Here is a 15657-nt window from a genome sequence, read left to right on the forward strand (position 1 = left end):
AGATGAAGGCTGCAATATATGGACAATTTTATCACGCTAATTCGGGCATTTACATTGAAGAACTTCTCAATGTACTTGATTCTGAAAATATTGAAGTTGCAATAGAAGAAAACTTCCTGAGGCTTATTGATGAAAACAATGAGATAAAGAAGAATTTTCAGCATTTTAAAACCTTTAAAGCGCTGGATAATTCGTACGATATCTTTATAAGTGTGGGTGGAGACGGCACGATACTTCAATCTATTAATTTTGTACGGGATCTTGATATTCCTATTATGGGCATCAACACCGGAAGGCTTGGATTTTTGGCTACTGTTCACAAAGAAGAAATTCGCACAACCATCTCCAGACTAATTAAAGAGGAATATAAAATTTCGCAACGCTCCCTGCTGTGCATCATCACCGATCCTGAAGTGGAAGAACTGCGGGGGAATAATTTTGCGCTCAACGAAATAGCCGTTAGCCGGAAGAACAGTACATCTATGATCACGATAGATACCTGGCTTGATGATGAACCCCTTACTGCCTACTGGGCCGACGGATTGATAGTTTCTACTCCCACCGGCTCTACCGGCTACTCCCTGAGTTGTGGCGGCCCGGTGATTACCCCAGCCACAAAAGCACTGGTGATCACCCCTATTGCCCCACATAACCTAAATGCCCGCCCGCTGGTGATAAAAGACAATACCAGGATAACCCTGAGAGTTTCGGGACGGGCCGATGATTACCTGGTCTCAATGGATTCAAGGTTAGCTACTTTAAAAAACAACACTACAGTTACCATAAAAAAAGCGCCCTTTAAGATCAAGATAGTCGAATTTACCAGTGACACCTTCTTAAAAACCCTTCGAAAAAAACTACTTTGGGGAGAAGATAAGCGTAATTAAAAACAATAAAACCTACTTTAAACTGTTATTGCTAAGGCACAAACCCATACCTGTTATTTGTGGGGCAAACAATATTGTTATATTTGCAGACTTTTGAAGACCTATGAGGTATCTTATTGTTATGGTTTTGATTGGGCTTTTCGGCATCCAAACATATTCCCAAAATTTTGAAGTTGGCCCTTTTATAGGAGGCGCAAATTATATTGGGGACGTGGGTAACACTACCTATATCAATCCTAATGCCCCGGTTTTTGGAGGGCTTGTAAAATGGAACCGCAGCGACCGGCATTCATTCAGGTTTTCTTTACTTTATGCCCAGCTCAAAGCCGATGACGCCCTGTCTAATGAAGGCCGCCGAAATGACAGAGGCTATTCTTTTTCCAACAATATTGCCGAAGCTTCGTTGGGAATTGAATTTACTTTCTGGAATTGGGACCTGCATTCTAATACATACCAATCAACTCCTTATCTTTACACCGGCATTAGTTACTATTTTGCCAAACATTACATGCTAAAGAACACGGCATATACCAACCCGGCAGCAAATGAGCTGCAGGAAGCAGGAAATAACTGGGAGTTCTCCCTGCCTATTGTGATGGGGTACAAACAAACGCTTACTAATTTTCTTTCTGCCGGAATAGAAATAGGCGCCCGCTACACATTCACCGATAACCTGGACGGCAGCCAACCATCTGAAGTAGAAGGCGATTATCAGCCCTATGATTTTGGAAACTCAAACACCACCGACTGGTATGTGTTTACCGGCATCTACTTCACATTTAATTTTGGAAGAGGGTCGGGTTGCTTCAACAAATATTAATATGAACTTTAAAGAAAATATTGATCCTTCAAAATTACCCCAACACATTGCCATTATTATGGATGGCAACGGCAGGTGGGCAAAAAAGCAGGGGTTAATGCGTGTTAAGGGTCATGAAAAAGGCACTAAGGCCGTTAGGGAAGTAGTGGAAGGCTGTGCCGAAATTGGTGTAAAAAACCTCACCCTCTATGCATTTTCTACTGAAAACTGGAACAGGCCAAAAATTGAAGTAGATACGCTTATGAAGCTGTTGGTCTCCTCCCTTAAGAAAGAGATCAAGACACTTCAGGACAACGACATCTCCCTCAACGCCATAGGCTGCCTTGACAATTTACCCACTAAAGCCCATAGAGAGCTACAGGAGGTCATTGAAAAAACATCAGGAAACAAGAAGATGATCCTCACCCTGGCCCTTAGTTATGGCTCACGGGAAGAGCTTACCTCTATGGTGAAAGAAATTTCCGAAAAAGTATCTGCAGGCGAGATTTTCTCTAAAGATATTGATGAATCGGTTATAAATAAGCATCTTTACACCCGCAACCTTCCAGATGTTGATCTGGTAATAAGAACAAGCGGAGAACAACGCATAAGCAATTTCCTTTTGTGGCAAATCGCTTATGCCGAATTATATTTTTCAGAAATACTTTGGCCAGATTACAGGAGAGATGACCTGTTTGAAGCCATTTATAATTATCAAAATAGAGAACGAAGATTTGGAAAAACAAGTGAGCAACTTAGTTAGTGCCTTAAAAACAAAATCTACATTAGCACTTTTGGCCCTAGGCCTCTTATTTAATTTTACTTCAGCAGCACAGGATCTGCCACTTGCAAACGGCCAGGAGTACACAATAGGTGAGATAGAGGTTACAGGGAATGTATCCTTTAACGAACAGACCATTATTGCATATACAGGACTAAAAAAAGGTGAAAAGATATTTATTCCCGGAGACCGTATTAGTAAAGTCCTTAAAAAATTATGGGATGTTGGATCCTTCAGCGATGTTAATATCTATGTGACCAATATTGACGGGAACGTTGCCGACCTTGAACTGGAAATCCAGGAAGTACCTGCCCTTGCCAATGTGAGGATTCAGGGTATTAAGAAAAAGAAACAGGAAGAGTTTATAAAAGAAAATAAGCTTAATAAAGGCACCAAGGTTACAGAAAACCTTTTGACCACCACCAAGAACTACATTCAAAACACTTTTAAAGAGGAAGGATTCCTCAATACAAAAGTAGTTATGAACACAGTTCCCGTAGAAGACACACTTAACCGGAATACCGTAAACCTGGTTGTTAATGTTGACAAGGGAGAAAGAGTAAAAATTGAAGACATAGAAATTTCCGGAAATGAAGCTTTTTCTGATGCCCGCCTTAAACGCGCTATGAAGAAAACCAAGGAGCAAAAATTCCTTAGGTTCTGGAAACGCTCAAAATTTATTCCGGAAGAATATGAAGCCGACAAGCAGAAAATATTGAGCATCTATAAAGAAAGGGGTTACCGCGATGCGCGAATTGTTTCTGATAGTTTAATTCACGTAGATGAGAACGACGTTACACTAAACATTAACCTTGAAGAAGGAAACCGTTACTACTTTGGTGATATTGAATTTGTTGGGAATTCGGTTTACAGTGATCAGGAATTGCGAAGAAGACTTGGAATAAGCAAAGGAGATGTATACAACGGTGTTCTACTTGAAAAGCAGATTGCCGACAACACAAAACCTGACGCAAACGACCTCACCAACCTGTATCAAAATAACGGGTACCTGTTCTCGAATATTAACCCGGTAGAAGTTAGAGTTTACAACGACACTATAGATTTTGAAATAAGGATTAGAGAAGGTAAAGTCGCCTACTTTGATGAAATTACCGTAATTGGAAATGATAAGACAAAAGATCACGTAATCTATAGAGAGATGCGAACCAAACCCGGCCACAAGTACAGCAAAGAAGCTGTTGTAAGAACGGTGCGGGAACTTGGACAGCTAGGATTCTTTGATGCTGAAAATCTTACCCCCGATTTTAAAGAGGTAGACCAGAACAGCGGAACTGTAGACCTTGAGTATTCTGTTGTGGAAGCAGGAGCCAGCCAGATAGAACTACAGGGAGGATATGGCGGCGGAGGCTTCGTAGGAACCCTTGGGCTCTCTTTCAACAACTTTTCCCTAAGCGGACTTTTTGATAAAGACGCCTACAAACCATTACCTATGGGAGATGGACAAACGCTTTCTCTACGTGCCCAGGCCAGTACATATTACCAAACCTACAGCCTTTCTTTCTCTGAACCATGGTGGGGCGGAAAGAAACCTGTAAGGCTTTCTACTTCCCTGCAGCACACGGAACAGTATTTTTACGACTACAGAAACCGTGAAGCCGATAAAGACAGAAAGTTCTCTATTTCAGGAATCACTTTAGGTCTTGCAAGAAGGCTGACTGTACCCGATGACTTTTTTGTACTTTCTACTGCAGTTGCTTTTCAACACTACAACCTGAGCAACTACAACACAGGGCTCTTTACTTTTGGAGATGGTTATTCCAATAACTTCTCCCTCACCCTTGGCCTTACAAGAGACAACACCTTCAGCAACCCTATTTTCCCTATGGGAGGCTCAAAATTTGAAATTATAGCCAAGCTTACTCCTCCTTATTCTTTGTTTAACGACATTGATTATGCAAATCTTGGAGATCAAAAAGAATATCAGCTTCAAAATGAAAACGGAGTCCTTATAAACAGACAGGGAAGACCACTTAGAGACGGGGAAGATCCTGTGCCAGATCAGGGAAAAATTGACCAGGAGAAATATAAATGGTTAGAATTTTACAAGATCAAATTCAACGGTACATGGTATACCAACATCTATGAAAAATTAGTTTTAAGAACCCACGCCGAATACGGTTTCCTTGGAGCTTACAATAATGACCGTGGTATTCCACCTTTTGAAAGGTTCTACCTTGGTGGAGATGGAATGGGCACCTATAGTATGGATGGCCGTGAAGCCATTGCACTTAGAGGATATCCTAACCAGTCTCTCATCCCGGTTGACCGGGGCGTAATGAGCAGCACTACAGACAATGACGGGGCAACTATTTACAACAAATATTCCCTTGAATTAAGATACCCAATAACATTAAAACCAACAGCCTCCATTTACGGGCTTACCTTCCTGGAAGCCGGAGCATCTTTTGATGATTTCAAAGATTACAACCCTTTCCAGATCAATCGTTCGGCAGGTGCAGGGATCAGAATATTCATGCCGGCCTTCGGATTGTTAGGAATAGACTTTGGATATGGCTTTGATCCACTTCCGGGAGAGACCCAGGCTAACGGTTGGGAGACCCACTTTATAATTGGACAGCAGTTTTAATTTGGCACGGTATTTTCTATATACCCCTTGATTATGAAAAAATCCATTCTTATAACACTAACTTTTTTACTCGTTTCGGGTTTTGTTGTGCAGGCACAGCAAACAGTGAGAATTGGTTATGTAGATATGGAATACATCCTTCAAAACGTTCCCGAATACCAGGAAGCCTCTGCCCAACTTGAAAAGAAAGTACAGCAGTGGAAGACCGAGATCGAGACCGAGTTGCAAAGGGTTGACAAGATGAAACAGGATCTCGCTAATGAAAGGCCACTTTTGACCAATGAGTTGATCAAAGACCGTGAAGACGAGATAAAGTTTGAAGAGAAAAAAATTCTGGATTATCAACAAAAGAGATTTGGCCCCAATGGAGATTTTATTACTCAAAAACTCCAACTGGTAAAGCCGGTACAGGACCAGGTTTTTGTAGCAGTACAGGAAATTGCCAAGAACCGGAATTATGATCTTATCTTTGATAAATCGGCAGATGTAGTTACTCTTTTTGCTGCAGACCGGCTTGATGTGAGTGACCAGGTATTAAGAAGTATTACCAGGGCCTCTAACAGAAAAGAACTGGAAACACGACAGGAGAAAAGAGAACTGATAAGACAGGAGGCAAAGACTGTTGAAGAAGACGCAGTGCTTTCAGAAAGAGAGCAATTGCAACAGGAGAGAAAGCAGGAAAGAGAAGCCCTTCTTGAAAAGAGACGACAAGAAAGAGATTCTATTCGCAATGCCAAAAAGGAAGAAGCCGAAAGACGCAGGGAGGCCATTCTCAAAGAACGTCAAAGAAAGAAAGATTCTGTAGCAAAAGCGAGAGAAGAAATCAGAAGCAACTAATAAGCCAATAATAGTACAACAAATAATTCAACAATTAAATAATCAATTTTAAACATGAAACAATTCAAGACCCTTCTAATAGCTGTAGCTTTAATCTTTGGAGCAACTTCTTTTGCAAACGCACAATCAAAAGTGGCGCACATCGCTTCACAAGAATTGATTGAACAGATGCCCGGTTATAAAGCTGCAATGAACCAATTGGAAAAACTTCAGAAAACTTACGATACTCAAATTAAAGAGATGGTTACTGAAGCCCAAGGCACAATGAAAAGATATGAATCTGAAGCTCAAACAAAGACAGATGAAGAAAACCAAAAAAGAGCTTTAGAACTTCAACAAACACAAAGATCTATTGGTGAGTACCGTCAAACTGCCGAGCAGGATCTTCGTCAAAAAGAAGTAGAGCTTCTTAAGCCTGTATTTGAAAAAGCACGTACTACAATTCAAAAAGTAGCCCGCGCTAAAGGATATGACTATGTATTAGACTCTACTACCGGAACAGGTCTTCTTATGGCTGATGGTTATGATCTAATGCCTGATGTTAAAAAAGAACTTGGAATTTAATTTCCGCCAAAATATTTTCTAAAAACTGCGCATCAATGATGCGCAGTTTTTATTTTTACAGGAATGAGCAAAGACAAACCTATAGGTATATTTGATTCGGGTGTGGGCGGCACCTCCATCTGGAAAGAGATCCATCACCTGCTCCCCCTGGAACACACCATTTATTTAGCCGACAGTTTTAATGCTCCTTACGGAGAAAAATCTTCTGAAGAAATTGTAAGGCTAAGTATCAAGAATACCGAAAAGCTGCTCGAAATGGGAGCGAAAATAATTGTAGTGGCCTGCAACACGGCTACCACAAATGCCATCACTCATTTAAGAACATCATATAACATTCCGTTCATTGGGATTGAACCCGCAATAAAGCCAGCTGCCCTGCAAACCCGCGCCAAGTGCATTGGTATTCTCGCAACAAAAGGCACCCTCTCCAGCAACCTTTTTGCCAGGGCATCAGATCTTTATTCAAAAGACAACAAGATCGTTGAAGTGGTGGGAAAAGGCCTGGTAGAAAAAATAGAACAGGGACAAAAAGATGCCCGTGTGGTTCATGATATGCTTACAGAGCTCCTCGAACCCATGATACAAGCCGGCATAGATTATTTGGTGCTGGGCTGTAGCCATTACCCTTATTTAATTCCTACGCTCAAAAAAATACTCCCTCCTCACGTGCAGATCATAGATTCGGGAATGGCCGTAGCCAAACAAACCCGGGTTGTTCTTCAAAGCCTTGACCTGCTCACTAGCGAAAAACAGCAAATTCCGGAATTTTTCACTAATGGAGACCCTAAAATTCTTGCTGAAATAATTCCCGCGCCTTTAAATTCTTTTAAAGTCAATTACCTCGATTTTTAATAGCACATTGAATCGTTCTAAATAAGCGATGTAAAACGGGCAGAAAATTGTAATTTTGCAAAAATTTCGACATGAAAAACATCACCATAGATATTCAGCCTACCACCAGGCCAACAATAGTCAAGTTTGAGGCAAATGTATTTTTGACCAAACATGAGAGCTTCGAATTCAATAATATTGAAGAGGCCGGGCGCTCTCCTTTAGCCCAGCAGCTATTCCATCTTCCTTTCGTAAAAAAGGTATACATAGCTCAAAATTTTGTAGCTATTGAAAAGTACAACATTGTTCACTGGAAAGACGTGCAACAGGAAATCTCTGAACAAATTGAGACCTACCTCAACAATGGCGGAACTGCAGTAACCCCTCCACAAGAGGAAATCAAAAAAGTACCTGTCACCATATACGCCGAAAGCACCCCTAACCCTACGGTCATGAAATTTGTTTCAAATAAGAAACTGGTGCTGCAGAGTGTGGAGTTTAAAAACATAGATGAGGCCAAAAATGCTCCTTTAGCAAAGGCTTTATTCCACTTTCCTTTCGTTAAAGAAGTTTTTATTGATGAGAACTACCTCTCCATCATGAAATATGATATTGCTGAATGGGAAGAGATCACACAGGAACTCAGGGAATACATGAGAGAGTACCTGGAACAGGGAAAGGAAGTATTGATCGAAGACAGCGAACAACCTTCTACAATTAAGTCTGAAGGAAAAGCCCCGATTAGAAAGGTTGAACTCGATGATACTTCAAAAGAAATTGTTGCCATTCTGGATGAGTACATCAAGCCGGCGGTAGCCAGTGACGGTGGTAATATTCTATTTGATAGTTACGACGAGCAGCAGAAACTTGTAAAAGTGATCCTTCAGGGAGCCTGTAGCGGTTGCCCCTCTTCTACAATGACACTTAAGAACGGAATTGAGACAATGCTCAAAGACATGCTGCAGGGCAGGGTAGATCGTGTGGAAGCCATTAATGGATAATTAGAAAATATCAGGAAGCACAACTTCCTGCATTATATTAACAGGACTAAAGGACACTCAAAAATGGTGTTTTTTAGTCCTGTTCTTTTTGTGGCAGACCGGTGGAGAACATGGTCGCTTCCACAGCAATATTGAATTCGCGGTAAAGCTCCAGCAAGTTCATTGTTGAAGTAATGAGGTCACGTGTTTCAAGCAATAACCCGAAGTAAAGTTCAGAGTTTCTTGGGCTGCTTTCGGTAGTCCTGATCCTTTTGATCTGTTTCTCGATAAGTTCTCCAACATCGCTAAGCAAAGCCTGTTTACCTGCCAGCACCACATCAATACGAGCAAAATCACGATGTGCAAAGATGTCTTCAATCTCATCAAATAAAGCCTGCATCTTGTCATCTACCCTTTTGAGATCCCGAATTTGATTAAATTTGAGATTCTTGTGGTTGTTATTCACATGGTTGTAACTGTTCCTGGTGATGTAGCCAATAGACTGCACAATATCCTGCAGATAGTCGAGAATAAGGATATAAAAGCGGTTTGAATCAAGAGAAGCTTCCTCAATACTTTTGATGAAATAGAAAACATTCCGTTTGAGCTCATCAATTTCTGATTCCAGTTTCTTAATAGACTTTTTATTCTTTTTAAGCTTGCTCTTATCGTAGTAACCAAGGTTCTTGACCGTCTTTGAGAACATTTGATTTACACCACACACAATACTGGAAATGTTTTTAGAGCTCTCTACTACAATATCATTAATGGTGCTGATATCATTTCTTCTGAAAGGTTTTTTCCGCTTTTTCTCCTTCTCTTTTCGGGCGTGAAGCACAAAGCTGCGGGCAATACTGAAGATAGCCAGAATAATAAGAATGGTAATGGCTATAATCCCTCCGAAGTAAATAATAGCGGCAAAAATAGCGGCAGCCGAGAAAGCCACAAGTGCGGTTACAAACCAACCACCAACAACATTCACTACTCCGGCTACGCGATATACAGCACTTTCCCTATCCCAGGCCCGGTCGGCCAGAGAAGTCCCCATAGCTACCATGAAGGTCACATAGGTAGTGGAAAGTGGCAGTTTAAGGCTCGTTCCTATGGAGATCAAAATACTCGCCACCACAAGATTTACCGAGGCACGTACCAGGTCAAATGCCGGTGTTTCTTCAGAATCACGTGTAAAGGCGCCGGGTTTCTGAAATTTTTCATCAATTTTTTGACTTACGGCTTTCGGGGTAATAGCTCCAATCGCGTTGCCAAGTAATACTGAATACCGAACAATTGCGCGGGAAAGAAAATTAGGATCAAATCTTTCGGTCACTTCGCCCTGCCGGGAGAGGTTAACTCCTGTTTCAACCACATTACGGGCTTTGCGGGAAAACCATAGAGTAATAACCATCACACCTCCTGCCCCGAGCAAGAGAAAAGCAGGGGTTGAGACCTCCCCCTGTAAATCACTCATTAAAAACTGCGACGGCAAAGTGCCTGAGGCTGCATACGCGGCCTGCCACAATTCAAAAGACTGCCAGGCTGCAATGGGCACCCCTATAAAATTCACCAGATCATTCCCGGCAAAAGCCAGGGCAAGAGAAAAGGTTCCAATAAGGATGATGAACTTTAAAATATGAGTTTTGAACAAACTCATTAAAAGCTGTGATATCAAAGTGAAGATCACCAGCCCTGCTACCAGAATAACCAGCGTATTATTGTCAAGATAGTTCAGAAAATCCTGCGAAATAAAGGTCACAGATTTTAAACCCTTCAGTAAAATGAAGTAGAGGATGGCAGTAAGCGATATCCCTCCAAAAATGGCACCTGCGTACTTGATTTTTTTTTCGAACTGAAAGGAAAAAATTAGGCGCGAAAAATATTGCACTATAGCCCCTATAAGAAAAGCAATGACCACCGCCATAAGGATGCCCATGATAATCTCGGTCGCTTTAGATGTATTTATGTAACTGAAAATCTCGCCGTAATTTCCTGAACCGTTATAGATCTTGATCACTGCCACACTTACTGCAGCACCCAAAAGTTCGAACACTATTGATACTGTAGTGGAGGTAGGTAACCCAAGGGAATTGAAAAAATCGAGCAGTAGCACATCGGTGATCATTACTGCCATAAAAATGATCATGATCTCTTCGAAGTAGAACTGCCCGGGCATGAAGATACCCTTACGCGCTACCTCCATTATCCCGCTTGAAAAAATAGCCCCCACTCCAACGCCCACACTTGCCACGATAAGAATGGTTTTCATGGGGAAGGCCCGGGACCCAATAGCCGAACTTAAGAAGTTAATTGCATCGTTACTCACTCCAACAACCAGGTCGGTCACTGCAAGGGCAAATAAGGCGACCAGCATTACGATATAAATATCTTCCATTCTAAGAAAAGCAGGTTTAGCTACTGCAAAATAGGGATAATTTAAATAAAGGCCTTATTCGCTTCTGCTTAATCCAAAACGTCACAAGGTTTAACAATTCCTTACTAAAAGCCCCCTAAAGTTTTTGTATATTAATAATCAACAGTTTAAAATAAATTATTAACCAATAAAAAGAAAAAATTATGGCGGTAATGAAAGTAATTGAGATTATGGCAAACTCTGAAAAGAGTTGGGAAGAAGCTGTAAAAAATGCAGTTAAAACTGCATCAAAATCTGTAAAGAATATAAAATCGGTATACGTAAAAGAACAAAACGCCAATGTTAAAGGTGATAGTATTACAGACTACCGGGTGATCGTGAAGATCACTTTTGAAGTAGAGGCCTAAGAAAGGTCTGGTTTAATTAGTTAACTGAAGCTGTCTTAAAAGCTAAAAATGTCATTCTGAAGTTATTTCAGAACCTTATACCTCTGATTTTTTTCAGAAGTCATAGACCCTAAATGAATAGGTAGGCAAAAAAGGCTTTTAAGGCAGCTTCTTTGTTTAAGATGACCTGGAGCGATTTTCTTTGCAGTATTTTAACATTCCCTATACGCAATAAAATGGCTGATTCTTTCACCTTTGCAGCAAATAGTTTTTTAAATGGAAGAAATTACCAATCTTAAGAGCATATCTAAAGAATACCTTGAAAAATTTATTGCTTTTTTACCCGATTTACTCGGTGCCTTACTCTGGCTCGTTATTGGGTGGTGGCTTATAAAAATAGTTATTCGCTACCTAAAAAGAATTTTTCAGAAAAGCAATCACGATCCTGCACTTGTAAAATTCCTGCTCAACCTTGCCAATGGTATACTGCTGGTTCTTCTATTAATAAGTGTGGTAGGAATGCTGGGCATAGAAACCACCTCATTTATTGCCATTTTAGGGGCCGCAGGTTTGGCCATAGGTCTTGCACTGCAGGGATCTCTTTCAAATTTCGCAGGCGGAGTTTTGATACTGTTGTTAAAGCCCTTCAGGTTGGGCGACTGGATTGAAGTCAACGGCATTTCGGGAAGTGTTAAGGATATTTCCATGTTCTACACAAAGCTCAACACCTTTGGCAACCAACTGGCTATTATTCCCAATGGGGAACTTTCTAATGAGAATATCATTAACTATTCAGCCGAAGATAAAAGGAGGGACGCTATTACTATAGGCATCTCCTACGACAGCAACATAAAACTGGCCAAAGATGTTCTCATGGACCTTCTTAAAGAACAGGAAGACATTCTTGAAGATCCTGCCCCGGCAGTAGTAGTGACCGAGCTAGCCGACAGTGCTGTAAATCTTTCGGTGAGGTTTTGGGCCAAAAATGACGTTTTTTGGGACCGTCACTGGTATACTATTGAAGAGGCTAAAACACGACTTGAAGCGGCAGGAATCTCCATACCATTTCCACAGCGCGATGTGCATTTTTTCAACCACAGTAAAGAAGAGCAGAGTAGTTTACAGTAGAGACTTACGATCCTGAAGTTTGTAGTTTGTGGTTTGTAGTTTAGAAATTTTTTTCTTTAAACTACAAACCATAAACCTTCAACAGTAAATTTTGAACCTATCCTGCCATGAAGTCTTTGAGATAGTACGGCTCAAAGTAAGCTACATCTTCAAACTTTTCTTTCTGAAATTTTTCTGAAGCCAGTGATACCATCTGTGAAGCTGATGGTAATTTACCTTCGATAAAAGTAGCATTGGGATGTTCACAAATCTTGCTGAATTTTTCGACTCCACTTCCTATAAAAGTAACAGCAGCATTCTCCAGGTACTTCGAAAAAGAATCGGGAGCAAGGATCTGTGCGCGGGTGTCAAAAACTTTTCGGTAATCGACGGTAAACCCGGCGGTATAGACTTCCATTCTTCGGGCGTCTAAAAGGGGAATAATGAAGCCGTCTTTTTCCTGTTTTACCTGCAAAGCCAAGGACCTTAGGGTAGGAATAGAGATCAACGGCAACTCCAGGGCAAAGCAGAGCCCTTTAGCGGCCGAAACTCCAATTCTAAGGCCCGTATAGGAACCCGGACCTTTACTTACGGCAATGGCATCGAGATCGCGCGCGTCTACCTCATTTTCCCGAAGGATCTCTTCGATAAAAAGGTGTAACCTTTCGGCGTGCGAATAATTATTGCTGTAATCTTCTTTTAAAGCCAGCAACTTCCCTTTATTTTCCAGCGCTACCGAACAATTTGTGGTAGCTGTTTCAATACATAGAATCACGGCCGAAAGGTAAGAAATTATTCTTTTTCTCCCTTCACTTCTACCTTATCTCCGGGTTTAAGAATTTTGGTCACGGTGTTATAAGGTCCTGTAATAACCATTTCCCCGGTTTCAAGACCTTCTTTGATCTCAATCCTGGAATCATCCTGTATTCCTGTTTCTACAACGCGCACCTTCGCCTCATCACCTTCTTTAACATACACTGTTTCAAAAAGCTCTTCTAAAGCCTTTTCTTCACTGTTGGTTCGGCTGCCTGCACTGGTATCGGCTTTTACAACTACTGCACTTATGGGCACAGCAATAACATCATCGCGTCTATTGGTAATAATATCTACCGTGGCGGTCATTCCGGGTCTAAAAGGGGAAAAATTCTCGGGTTTTCCTTCAAGCAAATGGTCATAAGATTCTTTTACAATCCGCACCTTTACCTTAAAGTTGGTCACCTGGTCGGCAGTTGCTGTAGCATTGGCCGAATTTGAAATTTCAGTCACCACACCTTTGAATTCCTGTTTGAGATATGCGTCTACCTCAACTATTGTAGAGTCACCAATAGAAACTTTTACAATATCGTTCTCATTCACATCTACTTCCACTTCCATGTCGCTAAGATCGGCCACTCTCAATATTTCGGTCCCGGCCATTTGCTGAGTACCTACAACTCTTTCCCCCAGCTCGGCATCAAGAGATGAAATAGTTCCGCTCATAGGGGCATAAATATTGGTTCGCCCCAGGTTTTCAACAGCCTCGTTCACGCTGGCTTCAGCACTACGCACACTGTAAAAAGCAGCCTGCCTGTTGGCCTGGGCTACTTCATAAGCCGAAACAATCCTGTCCCATTCTGCTTTGGAGATTATTCCTTTCTCAAACAGACTTTGGTTTCGCTGGTAATTAGATTCCGCTTCTTTTAAGGAAGCTTCTGCCTGTGACAGGCTTGATCTTACATTTTGAAGTCCGGCGCGCACCCGTTCAAGGTTAGACTGGTATATTTCAGGATTTACCCGCACCAGCAAATCTCCTTTTTCTACCTGCTGCCCTTCTACTACCGGAAGTTCAATGATCTCTCCTGAAACTTCCGAAGAAAGTTTGACCTCAACCTCGGGCTGGATCTTACCTGTGGCCGAAACTTTTTCAATAACATCAAACCTCTGCACCTCGGTAACCTCAACTTCTTTGAAATTTCCCGACTTGCCAAACCAACCTGCTTTTTTACCTACTACGAGCAGAACAATTACAACTACGGCAATTCCAACAATAATATAAATAGTCTTCTTCTTCATTATTTAGAATTTAAGGTCTGTGATGGGCACTCCAAAATATAGTTCCAGCACTTTTAATTTAAAAATATAATCGTATTTGGTCCTTACTACTTCGCTTTCGGCATTTTCAAGATTGAATTTTGCCTGACTAAAGTCAAAAGCGTTGGTCATCCCAACATTGTAGCGTTCTGTAGCATACTCGTAAGCCAGCTGCTGTGCCTCCCGGGCCACCAATGCAGCTTCGTAAGCTTTTAGAGCACCACGGGCATCGGTATAGGCCTGGTAAACGTTTGCTTCCAGGTCGAGTTTAGTCTGCTCCATCTGGTATTCGGCCCTCAGCACGTTCACTTCACTTCTTTTGACCTGGTTACGGGTAGAAAACCCGTTAAATAACGGCACATTGAGCTGTACCCCATAAGAGATTCCATCATTCAACTGTAGCTGTTCAAAAAATGGAAGTGGGTTTCCTAATTCACTCACCATGTTTGGCGCCACAACAATTTCTTCAGTACTCTCTACAAAACCTATTTGACGATAGGGCTCATCGGGATCGAGACCTGCAGAAACAAACCTCCCGGCACCCGACTCACGGGTATTATAGTTAAAAAAAGCATTTAGCGTAGGCCAGTAGGCCCCACGAGCTATTTCAACCTCTTTTTTTGCGAGTTCGGTGTTCATCTCGGCCACTTTTACTTCATAACGCTCTTCTTCGGCAGCTTCAATGACTTCAGAGACCGGCACATCCAGTATCTCGTTTCCAAAGACATCATAATCCCTTTCGGCGATATCAAAATTCTCGTAATCTTTTATAAGCAGGGTTTGGGCGAGAGCAATCAAAGAGATTTCTATTTGGTTTTCTGCAACAATCATTCGCTGTACCTCACTGGCAGAAGTTGCTTTTATCTCAAGTAAGTCTCCCCGTGGCAAAGAACCTGCCTCTACCAGTGCTTCAGCTCTCTCAAGCTGCTCAAGGGTAATTTGGTGCTGAGACTGGATCACTTTTAGATTCTCTTTGTTGAAAAGCACCTGTAAGTAAGCATTGGCCACAAACAAAGCAATATCATCTTTCATTTGCTCCAGGGAATATTCACTTGCCAGTTTTGCCATTTTAGCGTACTGGTACTGCTTAAAATTCCTAAGGCCATCAAACAAGGTCAATCCCGCTGTTACTCCTGCGGAAAAATTTCGGGTAGTTTGCGTCTGAAGAATTCCGGTTGTTACGTTTTGGGTAAGACCTGTATTCCAGGAATTGGAAGCCGACCCATTAACTGAAGGCAGAAAATTTCCGAAGGCATCAGAAATCTGAATATCGGCCAGATCAACATCAAGCTGAGACTGTTTAACGCTTATATTATTCTCAAGTGCGTATTCTATACATTCCTGAAGTGTCCATTCCTTTTGTTGTGAAAAACCAAAAAAGGAAGAAGAAAGGAAAACTGCAGTCAATAAAAATCTTTTCATAATTGTAGTTGTAAAAT

Annotated in this window: 14 protein-coding genes; 10 read left to right on the plus strand and 4 right to left on the minus strand. The window is 41.5% G+C overall.

The features are described from left to right. Positions 1 to 2: 2 nt before the first annotated feature. From V5739_RS05235 to V5739_RS05270, 8 genes are all read left to right on the plus strand, one after another. Entirely contained in the window at positions 3 to 887 is an 885-nt protein-coding gene (locus V5739_RS05235; RefSeq protein ID WP_266068438.1) for an NAD kinase, read from the plus strand. A 103-nt stretch (positions 888 to 990) separates the two neighbouring features. Then, a complete protein-coding gene (locus tag V5739_RS05240) occupies positions 991 to 1707 on the plus strand; it encodes a DUF6089 family protein (RefSeq protein WP_423819912.1) in 717 nt (238 codons plus the stop codon). Between the two features lies 1 nt (position 1708). Then, positions 1709 to 2449 carry an isoprenyl transferase gene (locus V5739_RS05245; RefSeq protein ID WP_266068436.1) on the plus strand — a complete coding sequence of 247 codons (741 nt, stop codon included), beginning with the start codon at positions 1709 to 1711 and terminating at the stop codon, positions 2447 to 2449. Continuing rightward, positions 2373 to 5075 (plus strand): outer membrane protein assembly factor BamA, encoded by a 2703-nt coding sequence (bamA, locus tag V5739_RS05250; protein WP_423820447.1) that lies wholly within the window; start codon positions 2373 to 2375, stop codon positions 5073 to 5075. Before V5739_RS05245 ends, bamA begins: the two co-directional genes overlap by 77 nt. A 33-nt stretch (positions 5076 to 5108) precedes the next feature. Next, positions 5109 to 5912, plus strand: a complete 804-nt coding sequence (locus V5739_RS05255; RefSeq protein ID WP_423819913.1) for an OmpH family outer membrane protein — start codon at positions 5109 to 5111, stop codon at positions 5910 to 5912. A gap of 54 nt (positions 5913 to 5966) precedes the next feature. Beyond that, positions 5967 to 6476 carry an OmpH family outer membrane protein gene (locus V5739_RS05260; protein WP_265164746.1) on the plus strand — a complete coding sequence of 170 codons (510 nt, stop codon included), beginning with the start codon at positions 5967 to 5969 and terminating at the stop codon, positions 6474 to 6476. 63 nt (positions 6477 to 6539) lie between these two features. After that, a complete protein-coding gene (murI, locus tag V5739_RS05265) occupies positions 6540 to 7328 on the plus strand; it encodes a glutamate racemase (RefSeq protein WP_423819914.1) in 789 nt (262 codons plus the stop codon). 71 nt (positions 7329 to 7399) lie between these two features. Beyond that, positions 7400 to 8308, plus strand: a complete 909-nt coding sequence (locus V5739_RS05270) for a NifU family protein (RefSeq protein ID WP_423819915.1) — start codon at positions 7400 to 7402, stop codon at positions 8306 to 8308. Between the two features lie 73 nt (positions 8309 to 8381). Here V5739_RS05270 and V5739_RS05275 read toward each other — a convergent pair whose 3' ends face one another. Next, a complete protein-coding gene (locus V5739_RS05275; protein WP_423819916.1) occupies positions 8382 to 10676 on the minus strand; it encodes an anion permease in 2295 nt (764 codons plus the stop codon). Between the two features lie 182 nt (positions 10677 to 10858). On the opposite strand from V5739_RS05275, the gene V5739_RS05280 reads away from it, so the two are divergent. Continuing rightward, the gene (locus V5739_RS05280; RefSeq protein WP_266068431.1) at positions 10859 to 11062 is read left to right on the plus strand and encodes a dodecin family protein; all 204 of its coding nucleotides are present in this window, start codon (positions 10859 to 10861) and stop codon (positions 11060 to 11062) included. 255 nt (positions 11063 to 11317) lie between these two features. After that, the gene (locus V5739_RS05285) at positions 11318 to 12169 is read left to right on the plus strand and encodes a mechanosensitive ion channel family protein (RefSeq protein WP_423819917.1); all 852 of its coding nucleotides are present in this window, start codon (positions 11318 to 11320) and stop codon (positions 12167 to 12169) included. 97 nt (positions 12170 to 12266) lie between these two features. On the opposite strand, the gene tsaB is transcribed toward V5739_RS05285, so the two are convergent. From tsaB to V5739_RS05300, 3 genes are read right to left on the minus strand one after another with little or no spacing between them, the layout of a single operon-like run. After that, on the minus strand, positions 12267 to 12923 hold the full coding sequence (gene tsaB, locus V5739_RS05290) for a tRNA (adenosine(37)-N6)-threonylcarbamoyltransferase complex dimerization subunit type 1 TsaB (protein ID WP_423819918.1): 657 nt from the start codon (positions 12921 to 12923) through the stop codon (positions 12267 to 12269). Between the two features lie 17 nt (positions 12924 to 12940). Beyond that, positions 12941 to 14200: an efflux RND transporter periplasmic adaptor subunit gene (locus V5739_RS05295; protein ID WP_423819919.1), complete on the minus strand. Its 1260-nt coding sequence runs from the start codon at positions 14198 to 14200 to the stop codon at positions 12941 to 12943. 3 nt (positions 14201 to 14203) lie between these two features. Further along, the gene (locus V5739_RS05300) at positions 14204 to 15640 is read right to left on the minus strand and encodes a TolC family protein (RefSeq protein ID WP_266068427.1); all 1437 of its coding nucleotides are present in this window, start codon (positions 15638 to 15640) and stop codon (positions 14204 to 14206) included. Positions 15641 to 15657: the final 17 nt, after the last annotated feature.

It is taken from the genome of Salinimicrobium sp. TIG7-5_MAKvit (genome assembly GCF_049569215.1).
In the GTDB taxonomy this organism is placed as follows: domain Bacteria; phylum Bacteroidota; class Bacteroidia; order Flavobacteriales; family Flavobacteriaceae; genus Salinimicrobium; species Salinimicrobium profundisediminis.

Excerpts from the sequence above, each read along its gene's own strand:
- V5739_RS05280 (WP_266068431.1), top strand. The coding sequence starts at position 10,859 with ATGGCGGTAATGAAAGTAATTGAGATTATGGCAAACTCTGAAAAGAGT.
- V5739_RS05270 (WP_423819915.1), top strand. The coding sequence starts at position 7,400 with ATGAAAAACATCACCATAGATATTCAGCCTACCACCAGGCCAACAATA.
- V5739_RS05260 (WP_265164746.1), top strand. The coding sequence starts at position 5,967 with ATGAAACAATTCAAGACCCTTCTAATAGCTGTAGCTTTAATCTTTGGA.
- V5739_RS05255 (WP_423819913.1), top strand. The coding sequence starts at position 5,109 with ATGAAAAAATCCATTCTTATAACACTAACTTTTTTACTCGTTTCGGGT.
- murI (WP_423819914.1), top strand. The coding sequence starts at position 6,540 with ATGAGCAAAGACAAACCTATAGGTATATTTGATTCGGGTGTGGGCGGC.
- V5739_RS05245 (WP_266068436.1), top strand. The coding sequence starts at position 1,709 with ATGAACTTTAAAGAAAATATTGATCCTTCAAAATTACCCCAACACATT.
- bamA (WP_423820447.1), top strand. The coding sequence starts at position 2,373 with ATGACCTGTTTGAAGCCATTTATAATTATCAAAATAGAGAACGAAGAT.
- V5739_RS05240 (WP_423819912.1), top strand. The coding sequence starts at position 991 with ATGAGGTATCTTATTGTTATGGTTTTGATTGGGCTTTTCGGCATCCAA.
- V5739_RS05295 (WP_423819919.1), bottom strand. The coding sequence starts at position 14,200 with ATGAAGAAGAAGACTATTTATATTATTGTTGGAATTGCCGTAGTTGTA.
- V5739_RS05285 (WP_423819917.1), top strand. The coding sequence starts at position 11,318 with ATGGAAGAAATTACCAATCTTAAGAGCATATCTAAAGAATACCTTGAA.
- V5739_RS05275 (WP_423819916.1), bottom strand. The coding sequence starts at position 10,676 with ATGGAAGATATTTATATCGTAATGCTGGTCGCCTTATTTGCCCTTGCA.
- V5739_RS05235 (WP_266068438.1), top strand. The coding sequence starts at position 3 with ATGAAGGCTGCAATATATGGACAATTTTATCACGCTAATTCGGGCATT.
- V5739_RS05300 (WP_266068427.1), bottom strand. The coding sequence starts at position 15,640 with ATGAAAAGATTTTTATTGACTGCAGTTTTCCTTTCTTCTTCCTTTTTT.